Annotated in this window: 24 protein-coding genes and 1 pseudogene; 12 read left to right on the top strand and 13 right to left on the bottom strand. The window is 57.7% G+C overall.

Annotated features, from left to right (window positions below; translation table 11 throughout):
• Window positions 1-252: 252 nt before the first annotated feature.
• The gene (locus tag QO231_RS24125; protein ID WP_316782357.1) at window positions 253-909 is read left to right on the top strand and encodes a DUF2971 domain-containing protein; all 657 of its coding nucleotides are present in this window, start codon (window positions 253-255) and stop codon (window positions 907-909) included.
• A 235-nt stretch (window positions 910-1,144) separates the two neighbouring features.
• Here the strand turns inward: QO231_RS24125 and QO231_RS24120 are convergent, their stop codons facing one another.
• Window positions 1,145-2,224, bottom strand: a complete 1,080-nt coding sequence (locus tag QO231_RS24120) for a nucleotidyl transferase AbiEii/AbiGii toxin family protein (protein WP_316782355.1) — start codon at window positions 2,222-2,224, stop codon at window positions 1,145-1,147.
• Window positions 2,221-2,877, bottom strand: coding sequence for a DUF6088 family protein (locus QO231_RS24115; protein ID WP_316782353.1), 657 nt, complete (start codon window positions 2,875-2,877; stop codon window positions 2,221-2,223). Before QO231_RS24115 ends, QO231_RS24120 begins: the two co-directional genes overlap by 4 nt.
• A 192-nt stretch (window positions 2,878-3,069) precedes the next feature.
• Between QO231_RS24115 and QO231_RS24110 the strand changes: the two are divergent.
• The 4 genes and pseudogenes from QO231_RS24110 to QO231_RS24095 all read left to right on the top strand — a co-directional run.
• Window positions 3,070-3,516: pseudogene (locus QO231_RS24110) on the top strand (DUF932 domain-containing protein); the annotation flags it as partial.
• A gap of 234 nt (window positions 3,517-3,750) precedes the next feature.
• Window positions 3,751-4,833, top strand: a complete 1,083-nt coding sequence (locus QO231_RS24105) for a DUF7146 domain-containing protein (protein WP_316782352.1) — start codon at window positions 3,751-3,753, stop codon at window positions 4,831-4,833.
• Between the two features lie 289 nt (window positions 4,834-5,122).
• Window positions 5,123-7,282: an IncP-type conjugal transfer protein TraG gene (gene traG, locus QO231_RS24100; RefSeq protein ID WP_316782350.1), complete on the top strand. Its 2,160-nt coding sequence runs from the start codon at window positions 5,123-5,125 to the stop codon at window positions 7,280-7,282.
• 10 nt (window positions 7,283-7,292) lie between these two features.
• Entirely contained in the window at window positions 7,293-7,709 is a 417-nt protein-coding gene (locus tag QO231_RS24095; RefSeq protein WP_316782348.1) for a CopG family transcriptional regulator, read from the top strand.
• 92 nt (window positions 7,710-7,801) lie between these two features.
• Here QO231_RS24095 and QO231_RS24090 read toward each other — a convergent pair whose 3' ends face one another.
• Together QO231_RS24090 and QO231_RS24085 are read right to left on the bottom strand one after the other, a co-directional pair.
• On the bottom strand, window positions 7,802-8,047 hold the full coding sequence (locus QO231_RS24090) for a hypothetical protein (RefSeq protein ID WP_316782346.1): 246 nt from the start codon (window positions 8,045-8,047) through the stop codon (window positions 7,802-7,804).
• Between the two features lie 247 nt (window positions 8,048-8,294).
• Complete coding sequence (locus QO231_RS24085; protein ID WP_316782344.1) at window positions 8,295-9,305, bottom strand: GlxA family transcriptional regulator; 1,011 nt, start codon at window positions 9,303-9,305, stop codon at window positions 8,295-8,297.
• 141 nt (window positions 9,306-9,446) lie between these two features.
• Here QO231_RS24085 and QO231_RS24080 point away from each other — a divergent pair, with 141 nt between their 5' ends.
• The 5 genes from QO231_RS24080 (at window position 9,447) to QO231_RS24060 (ending at window position 14,543) form a co-directional block, all read left to right on the top strand.
• A complete protein-coding gene (locus QO231_RS24080) occupies window positions 9,447-10,424 on the top strand; it encodes a homocysteine S-methyltransferase family protein (protein WP_316782343.1) in 978 nt (325 codons plus the stop codon).
• A 402-nt stretch (window positions 10,425-10,826) separates the two neighbouring features.
• Window positions 10,827-11,408: a hypothetical protein gene (locus QO231_RS24075; RefSeq protein ID WP_316782341.1), complete on the top strand. Its 582-nt coding sequence runs from the start codon at window positions 10,827-10,829 to the stop codon at window positions 11,406-11,408.
• Between the two features lie 71 nt (window positions 11,409-11,479).
• Complete coding sequence (locus QO231_RS24070; protein WP_316782339.1) at window positions 11,480-13,018, top strand: cytochrome-c peroxidase; 1,539 nt, start codon at window positions 11,480-11,482, stop codon at window positions 13,016-13,018.
• A 77-nt stretch (window positions 13,019-13,095) separates the two neighbouring features.
• Window positions 13,096-13,839 (top strand): methyltransferase family protein, encoded by a 744-nt coding sequence (locus QO231_RS24065; RefSeq protein WP_316782337.1) that lies wholly within the window; start codon window positions 13,096-13,098, stop codon window positions 13,837-13,839.
• A 98-nt stretch (window positions 13,840-13,937) separates the two neighbouring features.
• Window positions 13,938-14,543, top strand: a complete 606-nt coding sequence (locus QO231_RS24060) for an MATE family efflux transporter (RefSeq protein WP_316782336.1) — start codon at window positions 13,938-13,940, stop codon at window positions 14,541-14,543.
• A gap of 364 nt (window positions 14,544-14,907) precedes the next feature.
• Here QO231_RS24060 and QO231_RS24055 read toward each other — a convergent pair whose 3' ends face one another.
• The 9 genes from QO231_RS24055 to QO231_RS24015 form a co-directional block, all read right to left on the bottom strand.
• Window positions 14,908-15,156 carry a hypothetical protein gene (locus QO231_RS24055; protein WP_316782335.1) on the bottom strand — a complete coding sequence of 83 codons (249 nt, stop codon included), beginning with the start codon at window positions 15,154-15,156 and terminating at the stop codon, window positions 14,908-14,910.
• A gap of 267 nt (window positions 15,157-15,423) precedes the next feature.
• Window positions 15,424-16,443, bottom strand: coding sequence for a M23 family metallopeptidase (locus tag QO231_RS24050; RefSeq protein ID WP_316782334.1), 1,020 nt, complete (start codon window positions 16,441-16,443; stop codon window positions 15,424-15,426).
• 69 nt (window positions 16,444-16,512) lie between these two features.
• Entirely contained in the window at window positions 16,513-17,136 is a 624-nt protein-coding gene (locus QO231_RS24045; RefSeq protein ID WP_316782332.1) for a cysteine hydrolase family protein, read from the bottom strand.
• A 161-nt stretch (window positions 17,137-17,297) separates the two neighbouring features.
• On the bottom strand, window positions 17,298-17,708 hold the full coding sequence (locus tag QO231_RS24040) for a RidA family protein (RefSeq protein WP_316782330.1): 411 nt from the start codon (window positions 17,706-17,708) through the stop codon (window positions 17,298-17,300).
• Window positions 17,709-17,737: 29 nt separating this feature from the next.
• The gene (locus QO231_RS24035) at window positions 17,738-18,124 is read right to left on the bottom strand and encodes a hypothetical protein (protein WP_316782328.1); all 387 of its coding nucleotides are present in this window, start codon (window positions 18,122-18,124) and stop codon (window positions 17,738-17,740) included.
• Window positions 18,125-18,139: 15 nt separating this feature from the next.
• Entirely contained in the window at window positions 18,140-18,889 is a 750-nt protein-coding gene (locus QO231_RS24030) for a class I SAM-dependent methyltransferase (RefSeq protein WP_316782327.1), read from the bottom strand.
• Window positions 18,890-18,946: 57 nt separating this feature from the next.
• Window positions 18,947-19,489, bottom strand: coding sequence for a hypothetical protein (locus tag QO231_RS24025; protein WP_316782325.1), 543 nt, complete (start codon window positions 19,487-19,489; stop codon window positions 18,947-18,949).
• Window positions 19,490-19,510: 21 nt separating this feature from the next.
• Entirely contained in the window at window positions 19,511-20,725 is a 1,215-nt protein-coding gene (locus tag QO231_RS24020; RefSeq protein ID WP_316782323.1) for a flavin-containing monooxygenase, read from the bottom strand.
• A gap of 260 nt (window positions 20,726-20,985) precedes the next feature.
• Window positions 20,986-22,068 carry a class I SAM-dependent methyltransferase gene (locus QO231_RS24015; RefSeq protein WP_316782321.1) on the bottom strand — a complete coding sequence of 361 codons (1,083 nt, stop codon included), beginning with the start codon at window positions 22,066-22,068 and terminating at the stop codon, window positions 20,986-20,988.
• Between the two features lie 144 nt (window positions 22,069-22,212).
• Here QO231_RS24015 and QO231_RS24010 point away from each other — a divergent pair, with 144 nt between their 5' ends.
• Both QO231_RS24010 and QO231_RS24005 read left to right on the top strand, forming a co-directional pair.
• Window positions 22,213-23,220, top strand: coding sequence for a GlxA family transcriptional regulator (locus QO231_RS24010; RefSeq protein ID WP_316782319.1), 1,008 nt, complete (start codon window positions 22,213-22,215; stop codon window positions 23,218-23,220).
• Window positions 23,221-23,270: 50 nt separating this feature from the next.
• On the top strand, window positions 23,271-23,594 hold the full coding sequence (locus tag QO231_RS24005) for a dihydrodipicolinate reductase (RefSeq protein ID WP_316782317.1): 324 nt from the start codon (window positions 23,271-23,273) through the stop codon (window positions 23,592-23,594).
• The last annotated feature ends 379 nt before the right edge of the window (window positions 23,595-23,973 follow it).

The following is a 23,973-nucleotide window of genomic DNA, read 5'->3' as shown; positions in this document are numbered from 1 at the left end:
CATAGCAACAAACGGCCCACCAAGACCAACCCCGCGATTTCCCGCCTGAGCGCTTCTCCGACGCCAGGCAACGCCACGCGCTACCCAAACGTCGCTCATGGCGTCCGAGAAACCTGCATCAGAGCGGTCGTTCGACATATTGGAAGGTCGGTCACGAGCGAGGTTGCAACTTTGGTCAAAACTAGACTGAATGAGCGGTAGCAACTCCCATCTGGAAAAGCTTGATCAAGATTAGGTTAGAAAGGCAGGTTAGTGCGGTTATTTCAGTTCATTGGCCCCGAATACGGCATCCAAGCAATCAAGGATCAGCGGCTCAAGATATCACGAATCGACCAACTCAACGACCCGTTCGAGATGTTCGCTGGAACGCAATCTGACCGGCGAACTAGGTTTGCAATGGACGTGATCCGCAAGAGTGTTGCGTCGCGATTAGGTGTGCTTTGCTTTAGTCGGGACTGGCACAATCCCGTTATGTGGAGTCATTACGCAGACAACCATCGTGGGCTTTGTTTAGGGTTTGACGTTGATGAAGCGGTTGCGATGCCAGTTGATTATGTGTCGCGGCGAGTGGAATTTGATCAATACCTAGATCCTGCTACGAGTGAAAGTGAAGTGCGTGCACTCGCCAGTCGATTTGCGGCCACGAAGTACTCTCATTGGCGATACGAGAAAGAAGTCCGTTGTTGGGCATCGCTTGACCCCGATGGTCCTGATCTTCAATTTCATCATTTCGACAAGCATATTAAATTACGTCAAGTCTGTATCGGCTTTCAATCGAGCATGACCCGTAGAATGGTGTTTGATGCGCTTGGAGATGAAATGGCTTCGACGGTAAGCGTTATGTCGACTCGGCTTGCGTACCGTACGTTCCGAGTTGTAACGCAACAGAACAAAAAGCTTTGGAAATGAGAGTTTTCATGATGTCTAAGTATCCTTGAAAGAGTTCAGGTTGACGCAAAAACAATGCGTTAGCCGTTTTGGAAAACATCGTAGAGACTTCCGGAACCACAAAGCGATTTCCGACACATTTTTTTCGATCAAGTAACGCAGTTGAGGTCTATGTCTGCTACCCTAAGTACTCCAAACTTGGTGCTTGCGGCCAAAACCGGACCTTCAACCAAGTTCTCAGTGACAATTCTGACCGCTACCGGGTCAGTTCTCGGTGACATTCAACAACCGGCGGCCCTGTGTTGAGCATTCTCTCCAAATCAGCAATCCGCTCGATCACGGCATCGAATGGCGGCGCTTCTCCGAAGATCATGCCCGACATCGCGCGGTAATCGCGTCTCAGATCGTCGAGCATTTTCCCAATGGGGCTGATCGAAAATGTCGGTGCAACTGCTGTCGCGAGATCAAAGGCCGGACGGTTGAAGAACTTGCGCGCGTGGGCGACGCAGTCGGCACCAAGCGCGCGATCGTCCAACGCGCGTTGGCCCAGGTCCGATCCGAGAAGTTGATAGGCGTCGTAGTAATGCCGCGACACGCGCTGACCGCTTCCTTTCAGTTCTCCACGGATGTCGAACCAGCGGCGCAGGCCGTGCAGGATCACGATCTTGTCCCAAAATGTCCGCTCAGCGTCGACGATGGTGAGGTTCCCGACAGTCAAATCGATATCCGGAACGTCTTCCTCGAGGTATGGACTGACGCTGCGCACAGAATTTGGATCAAGCGCGGATTTTGCACCGGATTCGATTTTCACAGCCTTGGCGATGTAAGCATCGACCGGTGTCGCGGTCGGATACCGCAGGTACAACGCTTGGCTGTCTTCTGGATCAGGCTCGATAAAGAACCGAGCGACATCTAGGTAGTTTCGCCTAGCAACGTCCGACACAATCTCATTCAGCCCGTCAAGGAACTCGCCCTGAATATAAGTTTCGCACGCCGCCTTGATCGCATCCAGCGCCTTGCCGCGTTTCTTACCGCTTAAAGCCTCAAGCTCTTCTATGGTTGCGGCTTCTCCCAGATCGTCCCGGAACACTGTGACGTCGATATCCTCCGAGAACCGACGGATCAGGCCAAAGCCCTTTGACAAGGATGTGCCGCCCTTGAACAGAAGCCTTGGCCCGTCCGGCAATCCATTGAACAGTGCATCGAGGGTCCAGCAGACCCAGAAGTCCTTTTCGACATTCTGCGGTGTGGTGCCCAAGCGCTGTGCTGTTGTCGTGAAGAGGCCAAGGCGTGTCTCATCATCCGCAGAAATGATCCTGTCGAACGCGGGGTTCACGCGGCACCTGCCTGCTTTGCAAGTATCGGGCGCAACAGGCTTTGCATCCAACTCGGCAATGTCGTCAGTCCGTCCTCGAGATCGTCGCGAAGGCGCTTGCCGTTCATCGGATCATTGAGAAGCGCCGTCAGGCGGCGGATCAGTGCCTGATCCTCGTCGACTTGCCCCATTGTATCCCGCAGCCAATGCAGGGCTTGCACGATGCGCATGGCCGGCCGTCCAGCCCAATAAAGCTTGCTGGCAGCTGTCGGTTTGAACACGATGTCGAGCTGGCCAAGGGAGATCGATTTCAATCGAGCATCGGTATGCACCAGAATCTTCGCCGGAACAGCATTGGTGAGCCCCAGATCGTTGGCGGCCGTCATCCCATCGACAAGGACGCGTATCTGATCTCGGCGTGCGATGGCATCGATCACTTCGCGGGGATCTGCCGGGCTGTCTTTCTGGGTCAGGCGATTGGTCGATGGTTGATCGTAGAGGCCACGATCCACCCGGCGCAGTGCCCCTGCCCGCGTCAGTCGCTGCAGCACTTTGTCCACGGCATCACGCTCGCCAAGATCCAGAAAATCCCTTGGCGTCCATACGCCACGCGGCGTGCCATTCGCAATCCGTCTCAGAATATCACTCTTTAGATCTGCTGATGCATGGTCCATGTCCGAAATCTGTAGCATGATTTCGGACATGATGGAAGGGGATTGTCCGAAATTTGTATACAAGCATCGGACAGTCGTCCAGAGAAGCGTTCAATCCGGACAACCATCGGAGTAAGAGAGTGGAGGCTGTTCCCGTGACGGGTTTGGAGGTCGAGAGAGAGGCTCCCGACCGCCCGTAGCGGAGGTTTTCTCATGAATACCCAAATTATCGATGCCGGGCGTGACGCCAGTGGCGGTTACAAGGTTGATGTGTCACGCGGTGAAAACGTGGATCGCGTGTCATCGGAATGGTTCTCGCGCCCCGATGATGAGCGATACCTGTCCCTCGACGACCTCTTCGCCTCGGTGAAAACCCGCGCTGAGCAGAGCCGAACACGGACCGTGGAGAGCGCCGCGATCCGGGTCGAGGCGCATCGCGATGACCCCGAGAAACTGGGGTTGGTCCTACCCGGGGCCGACCAGCCCATCGCGCCGACACATTGGAGCTTTGGACAATTGTCGAGCATTGTCGGCGCGCCAGCCGCCTATCTGCGCCAGCTGCCCGCACCGCTTGCAGGCATCAACCTGCAATATGGGCTGACCAACCACCGGGCAGAGCAGATCAAGACCATGGAGGTCGCGAAACACCACACCCGCCTCGACCTTCGACTTCGCCGTTTGGGAAGCTGAACGCCGCACAATTGAAACGCCAAAAATAACCCCAGTCGCAGCGGAGCGCCGAAATGACGGCAATTGGGCTATCGACTGGGACGATGGTCCCGGCGATCCTGGATAGCACGAGGCAGGACAAGCAGTGCACCGCTGCGAAATGACGACGTACTCCCCACTGGGTCCGCCGCAAGGTGGGCCCTTTTTTTCACTGGAGGCAACGCCATGTCCCAATCCATTGCCACGTTGACCGAAGCGCTCGCCCGCGAGGCAGAGAACGTTTGTCGGTACTATCTGTCAAACGGACATCGTGAAGGCGGCTACTGGATGGTTGGCGATGCCCGCAACACGCCCGGACGCTCCCTGTTTGTCCGCCTCAAAGGCCCACTTTCCGGCAAAGGTGCCGCAGGGAAATGGACCGATGCGGCCACCGGAGAGCATGGCGATCTGCTCGACATCATTCGCGAGACCTGCGGTTTCGTCGATTTTGCCGATATCGCACAAGAGGCCCGGCGGTTTCTCAGCCTACCGCTTCCAGAGCGCCCAAGCGACATAGCCTCCCGATCTAACCCCGCACCGACGGGGTCCCCGAAAGCAGCCAGACGGCTATTTGCCATGTCGCAGCCGATTGCAGGGACTCTGGCCGAAGCATATCTGCACAACCGTGGACTGACGGCGCTGCACAACACCGCAAGCCTGCGGTTTCATCCGCGATGCTACTACCGACCAGATCGGCATTCCGAGACCGAAATCTGGCCCGCCCTCATTACATCGGTGACCGATCTCGATGGCGCGATCACGGGAGTGCATCGCACGTGGCTTGATCCGAAAGGTTTCTCCGACGCAAATCTCGGCAAGGCCCCGATCGACACGCCCCGCCGTGCGATGGGCAATTTGCTTGGCCACGCTTGTTGTTTTGGCACAGCACGGGATGTCATTGTTGCGGGCGAAGGCATCGAGACCATGTTGTCGCTGAAGATGGCTCTGTCCGATTTGCCGATGGTCGCGGCGCTATCCGCCGCCCATCTTGCCGCAATCCGGTTCCCGCGATCCCTCAGACGCCTCTATATCGTCCGTGACAACGATCCAGCCGGTGATGGTGCATCGGCCCATCTGACCCAACGCGCCAAGGATGCGGGCATCGAGACGATCCTCCTGTCGCCGCAACTCGGTGATTTCAACGATGACCTTCGCCTGCTTGGAGGCGACGCACTCCGGGACGCGCTCCGGGTCCAGATCGCGCCGGAAGACGTTGCACGCTTCATGAATGCTACAGCTTTGACCGCGAACAACGCCGCATCCAGCTAATGCCCCCTGTCTGGGACCAGCAAGAGAGGTGCCCCCGGCGTCGGAGAGCCGCGCGACCCCGGCCTTCTGGGGAGGGCGACCGGACGGCAAACAGAACGGACCCGCAAGGCCTGCGCCCGGTTCTTTTCCGGCGGCGGCAGAGCCGCCTTTCCATCGCGAGCCAAAAGAACCGGCCTCCGGCCTCCTCCGCCGCGCTGCGGCCCATGCGGGTGCAGGTCCGCCCCGCCTGCCCTCTTTCGGCGCCATGAAGGCCGCGGCGGTCGCGGTCAAACAGACGAAGGAGCACACCATGTATGCCGATCCCCACAACAGCGATGCCGAGCCACACCACTACGCGTCCGCCACCCACGCCATCTGCAGCGATCTGGAAATCTACGGCTACCGCCATTCCGAAAACGACCCCGACCCCCGCGACGTGCCCGAAGATCGCCTGATCGCAGTTGCCGTTGCCGACATCTTCGACGCCCTCGTCGCCACGATGGCCGACACCAGCCTCGATGCCGATCTTGACGAGATGCTCTGGTCGACAGTCAACATGTTCCACCGCGCGACCGATCGGATCGAACGCAAACTTGACGACAACGAACAGGCGCAAAAACGCCGCCAGCGCGAACAGGACGGCTCCGAAGTCAAATCCGTCCAGCTCGAACATCTGATTGCGATCGGTCAAACGCTCCTCAACCGCCGCGACTGCATGGAGGTCTTCCGCGACCACGCCGCCGATCACTATCTGCGCCTGACGGGCTCGCCTTGGGCGACCCGCTCCGGGTCACGGGTCAATCACCGCAATCTCACCGCAGCGATGATCGACAGCAGGGACTTCCTCGCAGCGAAGACCCGATCAGATACCGAGGTCTATCTGCCAGCGGGAACCAAAATTGCCTTCACCGGTGGGCTCGAATTCAACGATCACCAGTTGATCTGGGACAAGGGTGTTGGGCTTGTCATCCCATCGCTCCTGACGTGGCCAGGGTCGGCGATCGTGCACGACATCAAGGGTGAGAATTGGCAGCTGACGGCCGGGTTTCGTGCAAGGCATGGCCAAGTGCTGCTGTTTGATCCAACCGATACTAAATCAAACGCCTATAATCCTCTGCTGGAAGTCCGTCGCGGCGAATGGGAGGTACGCGATGTGCAGAATATTGCCGACATTCTCGTGGATCCAGAAGGCTCCCTCGAGAAACGCAATCACTGGGAGAAAACAAGCCACGCCTTGCTTGTTGGTACGATCCTTCACGTCCTGTATGCGGAGGCGGACAAAACGCTGGCAGGGGTCGCCAATTTTCTGTCCGATCCCAAACGCAGCATTGAGGCGACGCTCCAAGCCATGATGGCGACGGCGCACTTGGGGGCGGCTGGCGCGCATCCGGTCATTGCAAGCGCCGCGCGGGAACTCCTGAACAAATCCGGCAACGAACGATCCGGCGTGCTGTCGACCGCAATGTCATTCCTCGGTCTCTATCGCGACCCCGTGGTGGCACAAGTGACCCGGCGCTGTGACTGGCGCATCGCACAGCTTGTCGAAAGCGACGAACCTGTCACCCTCTATCTTGTGGTGCCGCCCTCCGACATCAACCGTACCAAGCCGCTCATCCGCCTGATCCTCAATCAGATCGGTCGCCGGTTGACCGAAGACCTCCAAGGCAAGACCCGACACCATCGGCTACTGTTGATGCTGGATGAGTTCCCTGCCCTTGGACGCCTTGATTTCTTCGAAAGCGCGCTCGCCTTTATGGCCGGTTACGGCATCAAGAGCTTCCTGATCGCCCAATCGCTCAACCAGATTGAAAAAGCCTATGGGCCGAACAACTCGATCCTCGACAATTGCCATGTGCGTGTGAGCTTCGCGACGAATGACGAACGCACGGCAAAACGCGTCTCGGATGCGTTGGGCACCGCCACCGAGATGCGCGCCATGAAAAACTACGCCGGGCATCGCCTGTCGCCCTGGCTCGGGCATCTGATGGTCAGCCGACAAGAGACTGCGCGCCCGCTGCTGACCCCCGGTGAGGTGATGCAACTCCCACCTTCGGACGAGATCGTCATGGTCGCAGGCACACCGCCGGTCCGAGCCAAGAAGGCACGGTATTTCGAGGATGATCAATTCCAAACACGCATACTGCCTGCACCGACGGCGCAGACCCCTGCTGTGCGGGCGTCTACCGACGACTGGACCACGCGGCCCCTTCCGCCGCGTCCCAAACCCGGCGATCCAGATGTACTCTCTGAACAGAATGAAACGGGCGAGGCCCAACATGAAAAACGGCAACAGCCTGAATTCGATCAGCAGCCGCCAATGGATCCGAGCGGACCAATCGAGAACGAGTTCGAAACTGAATTCAAGAAATCAGCAACCAACCGAGCCGTTCAACTGACGCAATTTGAAAAACAAGCGCGCCAGCTTGCCCGACAGGCTTCAATGGACCCGAACGATGGCATCGATATGTAAAGGCATCAGGATGAAACAGCCCAAGAAACACCGCCTATCCGTCTACCTTGACCCGGATATCATGACGTCACTCGTCGATTACGCGGCCCGGCGCGATCATTCTCGCTCGCTTGTCGCGGAGGCCGCGATTGCGTCATTTCTGTCGCCAGATGCTGCGGAACGCCAAGAAGCGGCAACGACCAAACGCCTTGACCAAATCGACCGCCGCATGATCCGCTTGGAGCGCGACGTCAGCATCTCGCTGGAAACCTTGGCGCTGTTCGTTCGGTTTTGGCTGACGACCAACCCGCCACTGCCTGAACCTGCGCGGGCTGCGGCCAAAGCGCAGGCAGGCGAACGGTATGACGCATTCATCGCCGCACTTGGACGACGTCTGGCAAAGGGGCCAGCCCTCCGTCAGGAGGTTTCGGAGGACATTGAGGCCTGATAAACGTGAGACCGCCATTGCAGCCATTCGCCGCGTTTCTTACGAACTGGTGCTATGCGGACAGAGCAGCCTTTTGCCCACGTAGCGAATGCTCACGCAGCATTTGCTCGCCCTCGCAGCACAGGAATTTCGGCGGCGCAGCGATTTTCCCCAGACCAGCCATTCAATCGCGCACAAAAGGGCGAAATCCAAACTACCCTTTCGCTGCGGTCGGCTTCAACAATCAAGACGCGGGACTTTGCCGCCATTGATGTTTGGCCATGCTGCTTGCGCAGCATTCCTTCGCGTCCGCGGCAAACCAGTTGCAGGTGCGCAGCGCATTTCACAAGATCGGTCATTCGCGAGTGGCATTCTCGCAGGAACCGAAACCGCGCTTTCGCGGCGGCCATTTCAGACGGAAATGTCGCGGCCTTTCTGCCGTTCGGTTAAGTGGCGCCAACGTTTGCTTTCTCGGCAAGGCCCTTTCAGTTTTCTTCAGAACGCAACATAAAACACCCCCACGACAGCGAACCTACAAAAATAATGTAGCGATCGCATGCTGAAATGCGTTTTTGCAGGAACTCCCGGAATGTCAGGTTTCAGCAATCACTGAGTTACTGGTAAGAGAGCCTGCCATTTCTTTCGGTAGGCCGATGCGGAGATACCGACGCGCTTTCGGAATGCCGAGCGGAAGCTCGATGGTTCGGAATAGCCAACATCTGCGGCGATCTCGTCGATCGGCGAAGTGGTGGTTTCGAGGATTTGCTTTGCTTCTTCGATGCGTAGGGTCTGGATGTAGTCCCCCGGCGCCTGTCCTGTCACTTTCTTGAACCGGCGATGAAATCCGCGCTCGGTCATGCCGCTGAGCTCTGCCATGGCGGCAACTGGGCTGGGCATGTCGTAATGCTGTGCCGCCCAGACCTGCGCTTCGGAAATCAAGTGGTCATCGTGCTGGCGTCCGGAGGTCAGTGACGCGTAGGACATTTGCCCGTCGAGATGCGGGTCTAACAGGTAGATCTTGGCGATCCGGCGCGCTTCGTCGACACCGGCGAAACGCGTGATCAGATACAGCATGAGATCCGCCCAGGCCGAGGCACCGCCCGCGGTCACAACGCGGTGTCCATCCCCGGCTGGCACGAGAATGCGCTCGCGGCAGACCTTCACCTCGGGGAATTCACGGCCCAACATGTCGGCAAACCCCCAGTGCGTCGTCGCTTCCTTGCCGTCGAGCAGGCCGGCTGCGCCAAGCAATACGGCACCGGAACAGACGGATGTGACGATCGCGCCCCTCTCATGGGCCGCCCGCGACCAGTCCGCGACCGGTTTCAAGTCTTCAGGCAACCCCGCATTCGGATCGAAGTGGAGATCGGGCACAATAACGAGGTCGGGAGCGGGTGCCTCGGTCAGGACTGCATCCGGCGTGATCTTTCGCCCGTTGACGTCCCAATATGGCGCGCCATCCGGCGTCCTGAGGCTTACATTGAACGTCGGAACCTGCATCGGAAGCCCGTGTAGCATTTCCCAATCGCGCCCCACCGAAGCAAGAACGTCGAGAATCGAAAACAGCACCGAGGTGCCAGCATGGCGTGATCCGATAACGGTCGTTTTTATGGACATTTTTCTCTCCGGGGCAATATGGGTGTCCGATATTCACCGCTTTGGTCCGTTCTTGTTCTAACGCGACTCACCCCAAAGGTCCATGTCCCTGCCCATGACATCGGCCGAAGGGGCCAATCAATCGTGAGCAAGGATCAAGAGATGACCAATCAAGGACAGAACAAAGCCTTTCATACGGAGGCGACCCGCCACTACCTCGCCGACCCGCGCATCTATCTGACCGATGGCGGGTTCGAGACCGCCATGCTGTTCCTCGAAGGTTTCGACCTGCCGGCCTTCGCCGCCTGCGTCCTGCTGGAAGAAGACGCCGCCCGAGCGGCGATGAACCGGTACTTCGACCGCTTTCTCGCCATGGCTGAGACGGCCGGAACCGGTTTCGTCCTCGACACCAACACCTGGCGTTCTGGGACGCATTGGGCCGAAGCTGTCGGGCGTTCGCCCGCGCAGATGCAGGATCTCACCCGCGAGGCCGGCAGGTTTGCCAAAGCGATCCGGGCACGGTGGCAAGATCGCGTTTCGCCGATTCTGCTCAATGGCGTGATCGGACCCGCAGGCGACGCCTATGACGGAACGCTTGCGATGGACGCGGCTGCCGCCGAGGCCATTCACGCGCCGCAGATCGCGTTGCTCGCGGAATGCGGGGTTGATCTGGTTTCCGCGCTGACCTTCGGCAGCATGCCGGAAGCGATCGGGTTCACCCGTGCGAGTGTCAAGGCGGGCGTTCCCGTTGCGATCTCCTACACGGTGGAAACGGACGGACGTCTGCCGGACGGAACGCCGCTCGCGCGCGCCGTGCTTGAAACGGATGCCGCAACCGGGGGTGCACCGATCTACTACATGATCAACTGCGCACATCCCGAGCACTTTCGTGACGTTCTGACCGACGAAGCCTGGTGCCGTCGCATCTGCGGTGTCCGCGCGAACGCCTCGCGGCTGAGCCACGCGGAACTCGACGAGGCGGAAACCCTGGACGACGGGAACCCCGAAGAATTTGGAGTGCTGCATGCCGATCTTTCTCGAAAGCTACCGGCGCTGAAAGTCGTCGGCGGGTGCTGCGGCACGGATCACCGCCACGTCGGCTGCATGGCCGACGCGATGCTGACCTCGACCGTGGCCTGAAGGCCTGCGTCCGTCTCACCTGCCGCACGATCCAATGAACACATACTGCATCCTCGCCTTTAAGCGGGCCGAAAGAAAGGACAATAGACATGGCTGCAATTTCAACGAATGTCGGCGCCGGCCGCCGTTGGCTCTCAAGTGTTGCCGAAGACATCAACGGGTGGATAGCGACCGCCAGAGAGCGGCGGCGCATTCGCCGCGAGAAGAGAGCGCTGTCTCAACTTCCCCTTTGCCTGCTCCACGATGTCGGGCTTGAGCAATATGCGGCGCCGCCGGATCCAATCATCTGTCACCGGTTTGTGTAGTCGGGCCCACCGATCTCAAACCCCAACAGCCCGGGGCGCGTTCTTCGCGCCTCGTCTGTGACCTTGTTGTTCAACTCAACCCAGAAAAGGAAACACAATGCTTAAAGCAACTCTCTCTGCAATCGCCTTGTTGGCGACAACCTCAACCTATGCCTTCGCGGACGCCACGCCGATGTCCTTCGACGTGGCCGAAGACATGAGCCGCTTCGTCTTTGCACCTGCCCCGGTCTTCGATGACGGCATGCCGGGTTATGGCAACGCGTTCATCACGCAAGGCTACATCTACGAGGACGGCACGCTTGACAGCGGGATCGAAGGCACTCTGCCCGACGGCAGCCCCGCCTTCCCAGACAAGGTGATCGGCCGCTGGACCTGTGACGGGTATTTCGTCGGTGATGGGATGCGGACGCAAACCGGTGCGGTGGTCATCACACGACAAGTCTTTGAATTCGACAATGGTGACATCCTGATCAACCAGGGCGTCGAACTGGTGGACATCAATGTCAAGGCCCCGCGTGTCATCACCGGCGGTACTGGCGCCTTTGCCGGGATGTCGGGCGAGATGACGCAGGTTCTCCTGGGCATGTCTGATGGCTACGGCGTACGCCTGCTGGTCGACGTCAAGCCGGAAGAGCATGCCAGCCTCTCTGTCGACCAGTTCGAATTTCACGAGGACTGAGAACTTTAAGCGACGAAGAAGTTCGCTTTCGCCGCCTTGGCGCGGCGAAAGCACCAACCGAGGACGCGATTATGAAATCTCCGACGACCATTGCCTTGCTTCTGACCACCTGTATCAGTGCATATGCTGCCGACCTGCCCAGACCACTGGAGGACAGGGATTTTCTATGGGACGGAGCGCCTGACCCGGAGCTCTATGAGCTTGGCAGAAGCCTGTTCTTCGATCCCATTCTGTCCGGCAATCAGAACATTTCCTGCGCGACCTGCCACGATCCGGCGCGCGGAACCGGCGATGGCGTCTCCTTGTCCATCGGCGAAGGAGGCAGTGGCTTAGGTCCCGAACGTGTCACGCAGGACGGTGTGATCGGGCGCGTGCCCCGCAATGCACAGCCGCTCTATAACATTGGTGCGCGCGCTTATACGTCCATGTTTCATGACGGGCGCCTCGAACTTGACCAGTGGGGCGGCTTCCCGAGCCGGCTCAGAAGCCCGGCCAAAGAGCAATTGCCGGAAGGCCTAGACAATGCCCTGACCGCACAAGCGATGTTCCCGGTTCTTTCAGCGATCGAAATGGCGGGGCAGCCGGGTGAAAACCCGGTCGCCGACGCTGTTACCAGACGTGAATTCAAGGGGGCATGGCGCGTTCTGGCTGACCGGTTGGCAGCGACCCCTGGCTATGCCCAGCAATTCGTGACGGCTTTCGACGATGTCGAGACCGCCGACGATATCCGGTTTGATCACGCGGCCACGGCAATTGCCGCATTTGAAACGGTGGCCTTCCGATCCGACTGGAGCCGGTTCGATGCCCGTCTTGCTGGCTGGCAGATGAGCACGACCGAGGAAGCTGGGCTGCAGCTGTTCTATGGCGAGGCGGGGTGCAGTTCGTGTCACAGCGGCCCCTTGCTGACGGATCACAAGTTTCACGCAATCGCGGTTCCACAGATTGGCCCCGGCAAAGATCAGGGATCGGACGGCAGCTATGCTGCCCATTCCGGCTATCCACATCGGGTCGAGGATCAGGGCCGCTTCAACGTGACAGGTGAAAATGCCGACCTCTACGCATTCCGCACTCCGTCGCTGAGGAATGCCGCGCTGACAGGGCCGTGGGGACATAACGGCGCCTTTGCCTCGCTTGAGGATATGGTGCGGCACCATCTCGATGCGGTGGCATCGCTGGCGAGCTACACCCCGGCGGAACTTCCGCCGCTCGATACCGTGATCCTGCCGGTGCGCAGCAGAACCGGCGTCAGCTACGAAACCCTCAGCCCAATGCAACGCGGCGCCTATGATCTTCGCGACACCTGGGTGCACAGCTCGCAACGGCTGAGGGGCAGGATCGCCCGCGCCAACACGCTTGCGCCAGTCGGCCTGTCGGATGACGAGGTGTTGGACATTCTCGCGTTTCTGGAAACGCTCACCGACCCGACGGCGGTCGATCGCTCGTATCTCATACCTTTGTCCGTGCCATCCGGCCTGCCGCCACAACCCGGTCGGGACAACGCTTGCTCGACAGACAACCATTCCCTGGCGGACGCCAAGGCAGTCCTGGAAATAGCTGGCGAACTGCCGGAGCCTCGCTGCGTCGACCGGGGAGACGAAGCTCAGCATTAGCCCATGACCATAGCGGTCCTGGTTTGCCGATGTAGTCCACTGAAAATTCTCAATCACTTCAATACGAAAGATACCCCATGAGATACCTTGTCTTTGTGTATGCGCTCCTGAGCTATGCCCTGTTCGGGATTGTCTTTGTCTGGATGGCCGCCTTCCTGCACAACTTCGGCGATCTGCGCGGTCCCGCGACACGTCCGGCAATGGATGCCGCCCTCATCAATCTGGCGCTGATCCTGCTATTCGGAGTTGTCCACAGCGTGATGGCGCGGCCAGCCTTCAAGAGGATTTGGACCCGCGTCATCCCGCCCGCGGCCGAACGCGCGACTTACGTGCTGCAATCCTCTTTGCTGCTGGGCCTGATCATCTGGCAGTGGCAGCCGATCCCGGCGGTCATCTGGCAGGTGGAGGGGACGGCCGCCTGGGTCTTCTACGCAGTCTCAACGCTTGGCGCGGTGATCATCCTGGTCGCTACGTTTCTGCTGGGTCATTTCGAGTTCGTTGGTCTGTCACAAGCGTGGCACAGCCTGAGGGGCACCCCGACGCCGCCCGCGACGTTCCGAACCCCGATGCTCTACCGTATCGTGCGCCACCCGCTGCAGTTCGGTCTACTGATCATGATGGTCGCAACCCCCGTGATGACACTGGGTCACCTGATCTTTGTCGCGGCGATGGCCGTCTACATCGCCATCGGTCTGCGCTTTGAGGAACGTGCGCTGCTGCGGGAATTCGGCGCGGCATACGCGGCCTACCAGCGCGATGTGCCCATGTTGATCCCCAATCCGTTCCGTCTATCAAGAGGGTCTGCACACGGTGCCCCCTGATGGCCCATCGCAATCCTGAACATTTCAGTCCGCAACGTCCCGGTCGCCCCTAACCACCCTTCCGGCACGGTCGACAGGGCATACCAAGGAAAAAATCCATGACCTCGTTTGATCTCGTGCGGCCATCGGGTCACTCACGGAAACACGCGAACCGCAAGTTAAAAAAAGCCGAAGCCGTAGCACTCGTGCGGCTTGCCGCGCCTCTCACGGGCCTTGCCCTCGTTAACATGGCGATGAGTGTGACCGACACAATGATGACGGCCGCCTTCGGAATCGAGGCCCTTGCGGCGGTTGCCGTTGCAAGCGATTTCTATTCGATCTTCTTCTATCTCGCCATCGGCTGTATGGGCGGTCTTGGCCCTCTGTACGCGACCGCCCACGCGGCGGGCGATGCAGGTCGACTGGCGCGGCTCAGGACGGCTGGCGCTATTGTCTGGGTTGTGCTGGCCATTCCGATCAGCGCCCTCTTGTGGCAGACGCCACTGTTTCTAAGCCTGCTTGGCATTGAACCCGGTCTTGTCGAGGCGGGAACCGGCTACGTCCGTGCTATTGCGCTGACCTTAGCCGATGTATCACCGCGACACGTATATGCATGTGGCGGCTGGGAGAAGACATTGCCGAAGAATGCGCCCTCAAAGACCGGAAAGTCCCGACGTTCAGATTGGCTTGTAGCAAAGCTTGAAACCTGCGCAAGCGGCCCCTGATTGCTTCGTAATGAGATCTGGACGGGTACACCGAAGGCATTGGTCCGCGCCAGCAGGCAGGCTGAAACTGCTGCTTGTTCTTCATGAGTTAGCGCACGCGAACGCCAGTCGGGAGCAATTCCCATTGCCCCGTGAAAATGGAACTCCTGCCCAAGATGGGTGGCCGTTGCAATGTTCCCCTCCGGCAAGGCACACTGCACCACATAGTCCAGCAGCATCCTGTTTTCTTCGGTTGCAAGAAGGGCCGAGCCGCTCAGGTCGATTGCAGGTGTGCGGCCCTCCTCTGCTGCGTTGCCCGGCGACATCGAAAGGCCAAAAATAATGGTGAAGAGGAGGGCGCGCACGTTCATACTGAAACCACCTTTTAATCAGCCAGCTTTGCTGACGCCATGTCGGCCAGCGCGTCGAACACCGCGGTATCGGTGGGTTGGACTGTGTTGATCGTGATGACGTTCCACGCGATCCGATTCAGCGTATACCCGTTGAATCGCAGACCATTGAGTTGGACGCTGTTAAACCGCAACCCATTGAGCTGGAGGCCGTTGCGGGCTTCGTTCGCCGATGCTCCGGTGGACAGTAGACAAAGCAGTATCGCAGGGATGAGTTTCTTCATATCGTTCTCCTTAACAATTATAGATCCGCCAGTTTCGGCGTCACTCAAAGGCGTATCTAGCGTGAATCTATGGTTGTAGATATGAGCCGAACGGCAGCAAACGGTGATAATCGGAACGCCTGATTTACTGCTTCTCAGCAGTAGCTTTTGCGCCGAGTTCGGAGCGGGTGTATTCGAAAAACCGCCAATTACTACGATGCAGTAAAAGCCCACTTCTCCCGCTCTTCTCCAGAGTAAATGCTGTCACGTTTTGGCCGGGACGACACGTCAATGGGCTTGAACTCTGTCATTTCGCGCAAGAAATTGACCATCGATAAGGAGCCAAAGTGGACGGAACGAAGACCCCGATCCAAACGTTGAGAGGCGCTTTGCATGGATATGTAGATGCGGCTCAGTGCTTGCGCCGGAATTTCCCACCTGTCCGATTATGTCGCCACTTACGACGGCGTTGCCGGTCTCAACGACAACACTTCCCGATTTGAGATGCGCAAGAACAATTCTGAAGCCACTGCACTGAATTACAACTTTATTGCCGGATGGCGTTGTAATGTCTTGTCGTGGTACGTCTTGATCATTCCTTCCGTCAACAACCTCCAAGATCAACCCATCGCAGGGTGCCACCACCGGGTAGCCAAAACCATAATACTCTTCAGGGTCAGAAGGCCAAAACGAGCTTGAGCGAAATCCAAATCTGTTGATGGGTATAATATCTATGGCTCGGCTTTGCCCAAAGGCAACATCGTGCAAGGGATCCAAAGGATCGGCGGCGTGCAGATGGCCGTTTACCTGACGGGTTGCGCCAGCATTTTCAATGATGAAATGACCTCTTAGGAACGGACTTCGGACGTCTACAAATTCGCCTTGAGGCAATTGATGGCCGACCATAGCATTCCAGGATTGATGGCTACCAAAAAATGCCAGTATGATCAGTGGCAACAAAACCAAGATCTCATTCGGTTGAGTTTTGGTTCGGTGTGGATTGCGCCTTCGAAGAAGGGCATGTCCACTTACTATGAGTAAAAAAGCTGCTCCATAAAGGATGGGTGTCCACCAAGGAGGCATCGCCCAAGGCGCAACAAGAGCGATCGTGGCCAGAACGATGGCAGTCGAAAACGCCTGCAAGCTAAAGGCCGTAAGACTTCTCAGCGGCGCGAGTAGGAGCCACAGAAGTAACATGATCGGCAAAACCAACTGGGTTAGTAGAAGTAGACTAGGCATTTTGAATCGTAGCAAAGGGTCGAAGTATTTTTTTCGATGTATGCAGTGCAAAGCGACCAAATCGACCATTGGAAAGCTGTCCTGGCGCGTTCGAATATGCAGCCGTTCTCGGGCTCGTTGTCGTCACGCGAGCCCCATCTAATGCAACGTCACTTGCTTTCTTTTGAGCATATCGGTTGTTTTCTCGGACATCTGTTGGTTCGCGGTCAAAACACCTTGCTTGATGATCTCGACCTCATATCCTCGCTGACGCGCCGCAAGTGCGGTCTTGGCGACACAGTAGTTCATGTCGAGCCCAACAATGCGTAGTTTTCCGACATCAAGCTGTTTCAGGAGACCGTCGAGTTCTCTCGTCTCAAACGCATCCTGAACCCGCTTTACCACCGTGTGGTCGGCAAGGTTATCGAGCGGTGCAATCAACTCGGTTCCGGCCGTGCCCTCGATCGCGAGTCCTTTTCCCAACAGCTTTGCGATGGCCTTTGTCGATGGAATTGACCATTCGTGCCGCACGCCTAAGACGGGCATCCCGGCGGCCCGCGCTTTCTTCACTTCGGCCATAATGCGTTCCTTGGCCTCCACTTTCGCTGTGTCGGAAAATGTACCTGCGTCCCAGAAAGCTGTTTGAAGATCAATCAACAGCAAAGCCGTTTCAGATCGTGCTCCAATTGGCTCACCAACACTTACAGCGCCAATCTTCCTTATGCCGTTTGCAAACCATACGAATATGCCCAAGATGGCGAGGGCGGGTATTGTCCAGATCATATCAAACTCCACTTATTTCTGCGTTGAATTTCTCGGTTAGAACTGCGGTCACCTTGGGGAAAAGCTTTGCATCTGCGATGGTGACCCAAGCGACACGTTGTCTGGTCCTGCCAGGTTGCAACGGATTAAGACTGTGGAGGTGCGGCCATGTCTAAAGCCTGTCACCGATCGGCAGTTTCAATATCGACGATCCCGGCGGCAGTCACATCCACTTCAACTTTATAACTCGGTCGTCCGAGTGCTGGAACAATCACTAAGGTCCATGGCGGCATATGCTCGCCAACGACGCGTTTGTGCACCTGAACGTAACTGTCGATATTTTCCTCATCAACGATATAGCTCGTGACTTTGACGACGTTCGTGAGGCCCAAACCCTTCTCGGCAAGGACAGTGAGGACGTTCTGCCAGGCCAGTTCTGACTGTTCAATTACGCTTGCAGGGCAGCTACCATCCGCTCGCTCACCTAACTGGCCGGAAAGGGTCATCCATGCCGAACCGGGCTCAATATAGAATGCGTGATTATAGTGACTTGTTGGTGCCGCCATGCCCGCAGGATTTATAGGTAAGTGCATGATCTACTCCCATTGGTTCTCATCGAATGCTACACTTTCTGCTCTTGCTTGCTTAGCCGCCATCCCCAGATCCCCGCGACCAGAATTCCGAGGTTGCCCACGAAGTCGAGCAGCATCCACTGGTTCAGAACCGGCTCAACGAAAACAAACCAGTAGTTGAACGCGAAGAACGGTATTGAGCCTGCCAGCCCGAAGACCAGAAAGGTCGTCGGTGTAAAGCGCGCCGTCAGCATAAGCGTTCCCGTCAGGACAGCCTGCGCGCCGAAGCAGCCCATGATGAAACGTGCCTGATCCGTTGCTGCGGCGAATTCGGGCAGGAATGTCAGGCGGATGACCATCGCGGGAAAGATCAGGCACCATCCCCCCAAAACAAGAAAGATCAGGGCGACGAGGAATTGGAGTCGTTGGGCGGTCATGTTAGTTTTCCTTGATTATGAGTTGGCAATGTCTTGGCCACCACCGGGGGTCGCCGGCGGAGTTGCTGGATTGCCTTTTGACGCCGGCGCGCTGACCCAGCAACGATACCAGAGCGATCGAAAGACCTCTGTCGGAGCGGCAAAACCGGCCTGTTCAAGAAGCTCGTGGATACGGTTCGATGTAACCAGCGGCAGTGTGGGAATGGCCTGAAGCTCTAACTGCGTTGCATCGGCGGTCGCGCCAACATGCCGTGCATGCGCCTTGTAGATTGGCACGAGGCGCTCGAACTCCTCTGGAACATCATGACAGATATCCGCGTGGATGAGCAAGCCTCCCGCAGCCAACCGAGCCCGGATGGCGCGCAGATAAGCCAGTTTTGCGCCGTCATCGGCAATATGATGCATCACGAGAAGTGAGGTCGCGACATCGAAATTCTCGTCTGGGAGCAGGTCTTCAACAAGCCCTTCCACGAACTGCACGCTCGTTCCCGGTCCCACAACGCGTCTTGCCATCGCAAGGTTCTCAGCCGATGGATCGACTGCAGTGATCGTTGCTCTTGGAGCTTCGGTGGCGAAAGTCTCGATCTCACGTCCGCCTCCTGCGCCGACGATAAGCACTCGGGGGTTGGCAGAGGGTTGGTCGGCGACCAACGACAGCGCAAGGCGGTAGATCGTGTCCAGACCGGGAACCGCCCGTTGGATCTCGCGATACATCGCGAGGCGGTCTATATCGTGGTTGCGTGTCTCTTGATGTTCGATCTTCATGTTGTTCTTCCGTTCGGGGTGGACCGGCTCCTGGCAATCCAAGAGCCGGTGCAACGATCAGGACGCGCCATCCGTGTTCAGTTCAACCTGCAAGCGCACGCCGTAGCCGTCGCTCATGCCCAGCATGACTTGCGTAATCTCTGCGGGGGCCTCGGCATAGTCGACGGTGCCTCCGGTGACAGCACGGGTGACAGACACACCGGGATCGGCCAATTCGGGGCCGTGGCTGATCAGCAGATCACCGTCGTTGAAGCGATAGACCTGCCGGGTGATCACCATGGCACCCGTTTCGGTGCGCATGCCATCAGCGACAAAATACCCGTCGCATGTCCATTCGCCAATCACGAGGTCAGGAAAGGCAGGGTCGCCGTTTGCAAGCGTACCTTCAACACCGCCATCAAGCGTGCCTGCGGGGTAGATATAGCCCTGCGAGATGAAGGCGTTGCCATAGGCTGGCATGCCGTCGTCGAAGACAGGGTCGCTTGCGTAGACGAAACGCGACAAGTCTTCGGCAACATCAAAAGCGTCAAGTGGGTCGGCGTGGGCCGCCAACGGTGCTGCGGCCACGCAAGCCGCGAGGATAAATTTGTTCAGTTTCATGGGTTAGTTCCTTTCTGTGGGTTAGTGCGGGTTTGCATCCGCCAGGGTTGTGGATTGGTCGGTGTTTTGGGCTCTGGCGACATCGGAGCTCCCGGTGGCGGCAGCATTCGCAACAATGGACGAAGCGATCTGCTTTGCAGAAATGCCAGCAGCATCAAAATAGCCCGTAAAGATTGGCTTGTAGCCGGTGAACCAAAGACCGGGATTCTCAGGATCAGCTTCGCCCATTGGATGATGTGGTTGGCCGTTTTCACAAAGCACGCCAAGATCGCCAACAAGCGGTTCCAAGCCAGATCGATATCCGGTTGCAGCGATGACAACATCGGGCGTTTCATACATGCCGTCAGCGGTATAAACGCGCGCTCCGTCGAACTTTGTCACACTTGGTGCGATGTACGATTTACCGGCTTTGAGAGCCGCGACAAACCCATCATCAATTGCGAAGGTAACGCCATCGCGCAGTAGTCGCGTACCGCCGCCATCGGGATGACTAAAAAGCCCATACTGCCGCAGATCGCCCAGAAACAGCCGCTCGGTGAGACGGAATGCAGGATCAAGAACCCAAGCTGGCAAGGCCGCAAACACACGCGCCAAGCGATGCAGCGGGAACCCGAAGATCCGTTGCGGAACCACCGCAGGACCGTGGCGCACCGAGACTGTTACCTCTTTTGGGTGATGCCGGGAGAGGTGATTGAGCACATCAGAGCCGGAATTTCCTGCGCCAACGACGAAGACATGCTTTCCATTGAAGCGGGATACATCTCCGAGGGCCGAGGCATGTATCAGTTCACCTTCGAAACCGTCCCGCCCAGGCCAAGCTGGTATGTATGGCCTGCTCTCCCTCCCGGTCGCGACCACGACGTTCTCGGCATGAAAGACCCGCAATGGTGTGGTAACTTGCCACCCTGCCGCAGTGCGCCGAAGGTTTGTCACCTCCGCGCCAAAATGGATCGGAGCATTCAGGTGCTTTGCGTAGTCTTCAAGGTACTGCACAACCGTATCGCGCTTAAGATAGACGCCATCTGTGATGGGTGCTTTCTGACCAGGTAACGCAGCAAACTTGCGGTGGATATTCAGGCGCAGCGCCGGGTGACGTCCCCGCCAGGGTTCAGCGATATTCTGTGCAGCTTCCAGCACCTCGACCCGCACGCCACGTTCCGACAGGACACGCGCGGTGGCTAATCCAGAAAGCCCAGCACCGATAACGATGGTGCTTGATTGATGATTGGTTTTCATGTTCTGCCCTTCCGACCCTCTAGCGCCAAAATGTGATGACATCGGGGGATGGATCGGGGGCGTAGTGTTCCAGGCCCATATCCCGCAGCAGATGTCTGGGGAGATGTGCCAGCTCGTGCAGTTCGCGACACTTCTGGCGACGCATTGAGATAGCCGCAATCCGGTCCCGTAAGCGTTCCGGAAGACCGAGGCGATAGCGGTGTGGTGCCGCGTTAAGTGAAATTGTTGTCATGTCATTTGTCCTTGTTTGACAGCCGCCCTCAATCGTGGGCGACAAAATATGCATTGAGGGGGTCATGCGGCAGGCGATGGGTTTCGACCGATGCAAATCCTGTTTCGGCCAAATACTCTTCGGCGGTTTCAACACCCCACATGGCCCCAAGCCCGGGACCGCCTTGCCCAATTGATATCGGCGTGCAGTGCATGCTCGAAATCATGTAGAGCAGCGGCGCGAACGGATTCTCGATGTTCTTTTCCAAGTCCCGCGATCCGCCGATGTCCTGCATCAGGTACACGCCCCCAAGACGCAGCGAGCGCTTGGTGATCCGCAGAAACGCCTTTGGGTCAGCCTGATCGTGGACCGCATCGAACCCACAAATAAGGTCGAATGGCCCGAGAGGGTCACTGGACGACAAGTCGCGTAACTCGAAACGGAGGTTGCTAAGGCCTTCCGCTTCGGCCTGCATGCGGGTCGCATCGAATGCATCCTCACACAAGTCGTACCCGTGGAAGCGACTGTTTGGAAACGCACGGGCCAGCGCCATCATTGCCCGACCAGCGCCGCAGCCGAAATCGGCGACGTCGATACCGTCCTCTAGCCGTTCGATCAGGCCGGGCACAATCGGCAGGATCGCCCCCGTCAGGTTGGCGACCACCAATTGCGCGCTGTCTTCGGCCATGACCTCGTGGAAGCGGTCATAATGGTGATAGCAAAGCCCGCCGCCGTTGCGGAACCTGTCCAGCAATTCGTCCTCAACCGCGGCCGCGACGCAGATGAACTGGGTCGTCACCGCCATGTTGTCCGGGCTGGCCGCACGGGTCAGCAAAGCGCCATGTTCGGGTGGAAGCGTGTAAGTGCCGTCCTCAGGTTCGTAATCCACGATACCCGAGGTCACCATCACGCCCAGCCATTCGCGCAAGTACCGTTCGGTCACACCGGCGCGTTCGGCCAGCGTCGTCGAGGTGAGGCCGGGATGAACCGACAGGGCGTCGAAGAGCCCGGCGCGGTGGCCAAGCGAGGTCATGATGGCAACGGCTGCTTCGTTCAACGTGCCGACAAAGCGATTTGCGAAGGATTCTGCCTTGGCGTCGTCGAAGGCGAAAGTTTGGGTCTGAAAGGTCATCGTTTGCTCCTGTGTTTCGTAGGACCAGCGGGAAAACTTGTCGCTGTCTTGTGCAAGAACATTGACGAAAGAACTCGACTGCGATAGAGGCGAACTAGAAGATAACGGTGATAATCAGACTTAATTTATGAAAATATGTAAGATATGACTATCAATACGACTGTTATAGGAACACCGCACTCCAGCACGTCTGTCGTGTTTTCGATCCTCGACGTACTCGCATCCGTGGGACGGGATTGGGAGATGATGCACGGTCTCCCTGTGCTGGCACCGGTCTTCGATGTCAGCATGAGGACCGAGAACGGCGCACCCTATTGGGATGTGAACGGGCGCAAAGTCACGCCTGACGGAATGCTGCACGAAAATCCAGAACCCGACCTGATCGTCGTACCCAACCTGCAATTGGACCCGAACGGTGGGTTTCCAGAAGAGTACCGAAAGACAGCAGAATGGATTGCAGCGGCCCATGAGCGGGGTGCAATTATCACATCCGTATGTTCCGGCGCGATATTTCTGGGCGCAGCCGGTTTGCTGGACAACAAGGAGGCCACAACCCATTGGGGTTATGCCGAAATGCTGCGCCAAACCTTTCCGAAGGTGACGGTCCGTTGCGAGCGATTTCTGGTCCCCGTGGGCGAAGGACATAGGGTCGTCACTGCTGGTGGGCATTCGGCCTGGACCGATCTGATGCTCTATCTGATTACCCGCTACGCAGGTGCGGACGAGGCGCGGCGGATCGCCAAGATCTACCTGATTGACCCGCATAACGAAGGGCAACTGACCTATGCGTCGCTGACCTCCGGCCGCAGCCATGACGATCAACTGATCGCCGCAGCGCAGGTTTGGGCGGCAGAGAACTACGACGCGCCAAGCCCGGTGGCCGCCATGGCAGAACGCGCGCAGATGACAGAGCGCGGGTTCCTGAGGCGGTTCAAGAAGGCGACAGGCCAAGCACCGACCGATTATATCCAAACGTTGCGCGTGGAAGAAGCCAAGCAGCTGCTGGAAACAACGGCAATGCCAATTGAGGACATATCAGCGGATATCGGGTATTCCGAGCCCTCAAGCTTCCGTGCCGCTTTCCGCAAACGGGTGGGATTGTCGGCCTCTGCCTATCGCAAGAAATGGCAGGCATTGGCACCGGAAGGGTAATGATCCGTCTGCTCTGAGCAAAATCCGCGATAAGAAATGGAAGAAACAACATGTCTGACAAACTGATTTGGCAAAGGGTTGAGACTGCTGCGATGTTTTGCACGCAGATCACAGGCAAGCACCTGACGGGCGGAGGACTAGAATTCGTGATCTACCCAAATGGCCGGATTTCCGGCACGGCGGACGGCCAGAAATTTTCCGGATCCTGGGTGTGGCGCGACGGCTTCTTTTGTCGCAAGTCCGAGTTGGACGGCGAAGATCTGGGGCTGGATTGCGAAGTCATCGAAATTTCAGATGGTCGAATGCGCTACACGAGAGACAAAGGCATGGGTGACACAGCAATTGTCGAGATCGGCAAAATCGTCCCTGGATAAGAAAAGACTGCTGCTGAAGAATATGTTCGATGACCCTATATGCAGCCAATGCCTTAAGCCCCAACTAAGGAAACGTAGGAATAGCCGCAATGAAAGCTGACTTTGTCCGCTGTTTGTGAATTCCGCCTCCCATCCTTGCTGCACTCTGCACGAATGGCTGGTTTTCCCGCCGCGCGGCAGCCCCAATTTTTGCGCTGACGGAGCATTTTCCTCGCTGCGAGCGCACGCAGCAAGATAATCGAGCTCACAGTATGGGCTCATGCACTAAATCGCTTCGCGATATGGGCGCTTGTGACGTGGGTTGCGCGTAGTCGGGATTTGTTTCGCGGATTGTGAAGTTGAGAGTTTGCTGTTGATCGAGGTGATTTTGCCTCGGTTG

Source organism: Sedimentitalea todarodis, assembly GCF_032595355.1.
Taxonomy (GTDB): Bacteria; Pseudomonadota; Alphaproteobacteria; order Rhodobacterales; family Rhodobacteraceae; genus Sedimentitalea; species Sedimentitalea todarodis.
This window is presented reverse-complemented; position numbering and strand designations above follow the sequence as displayed.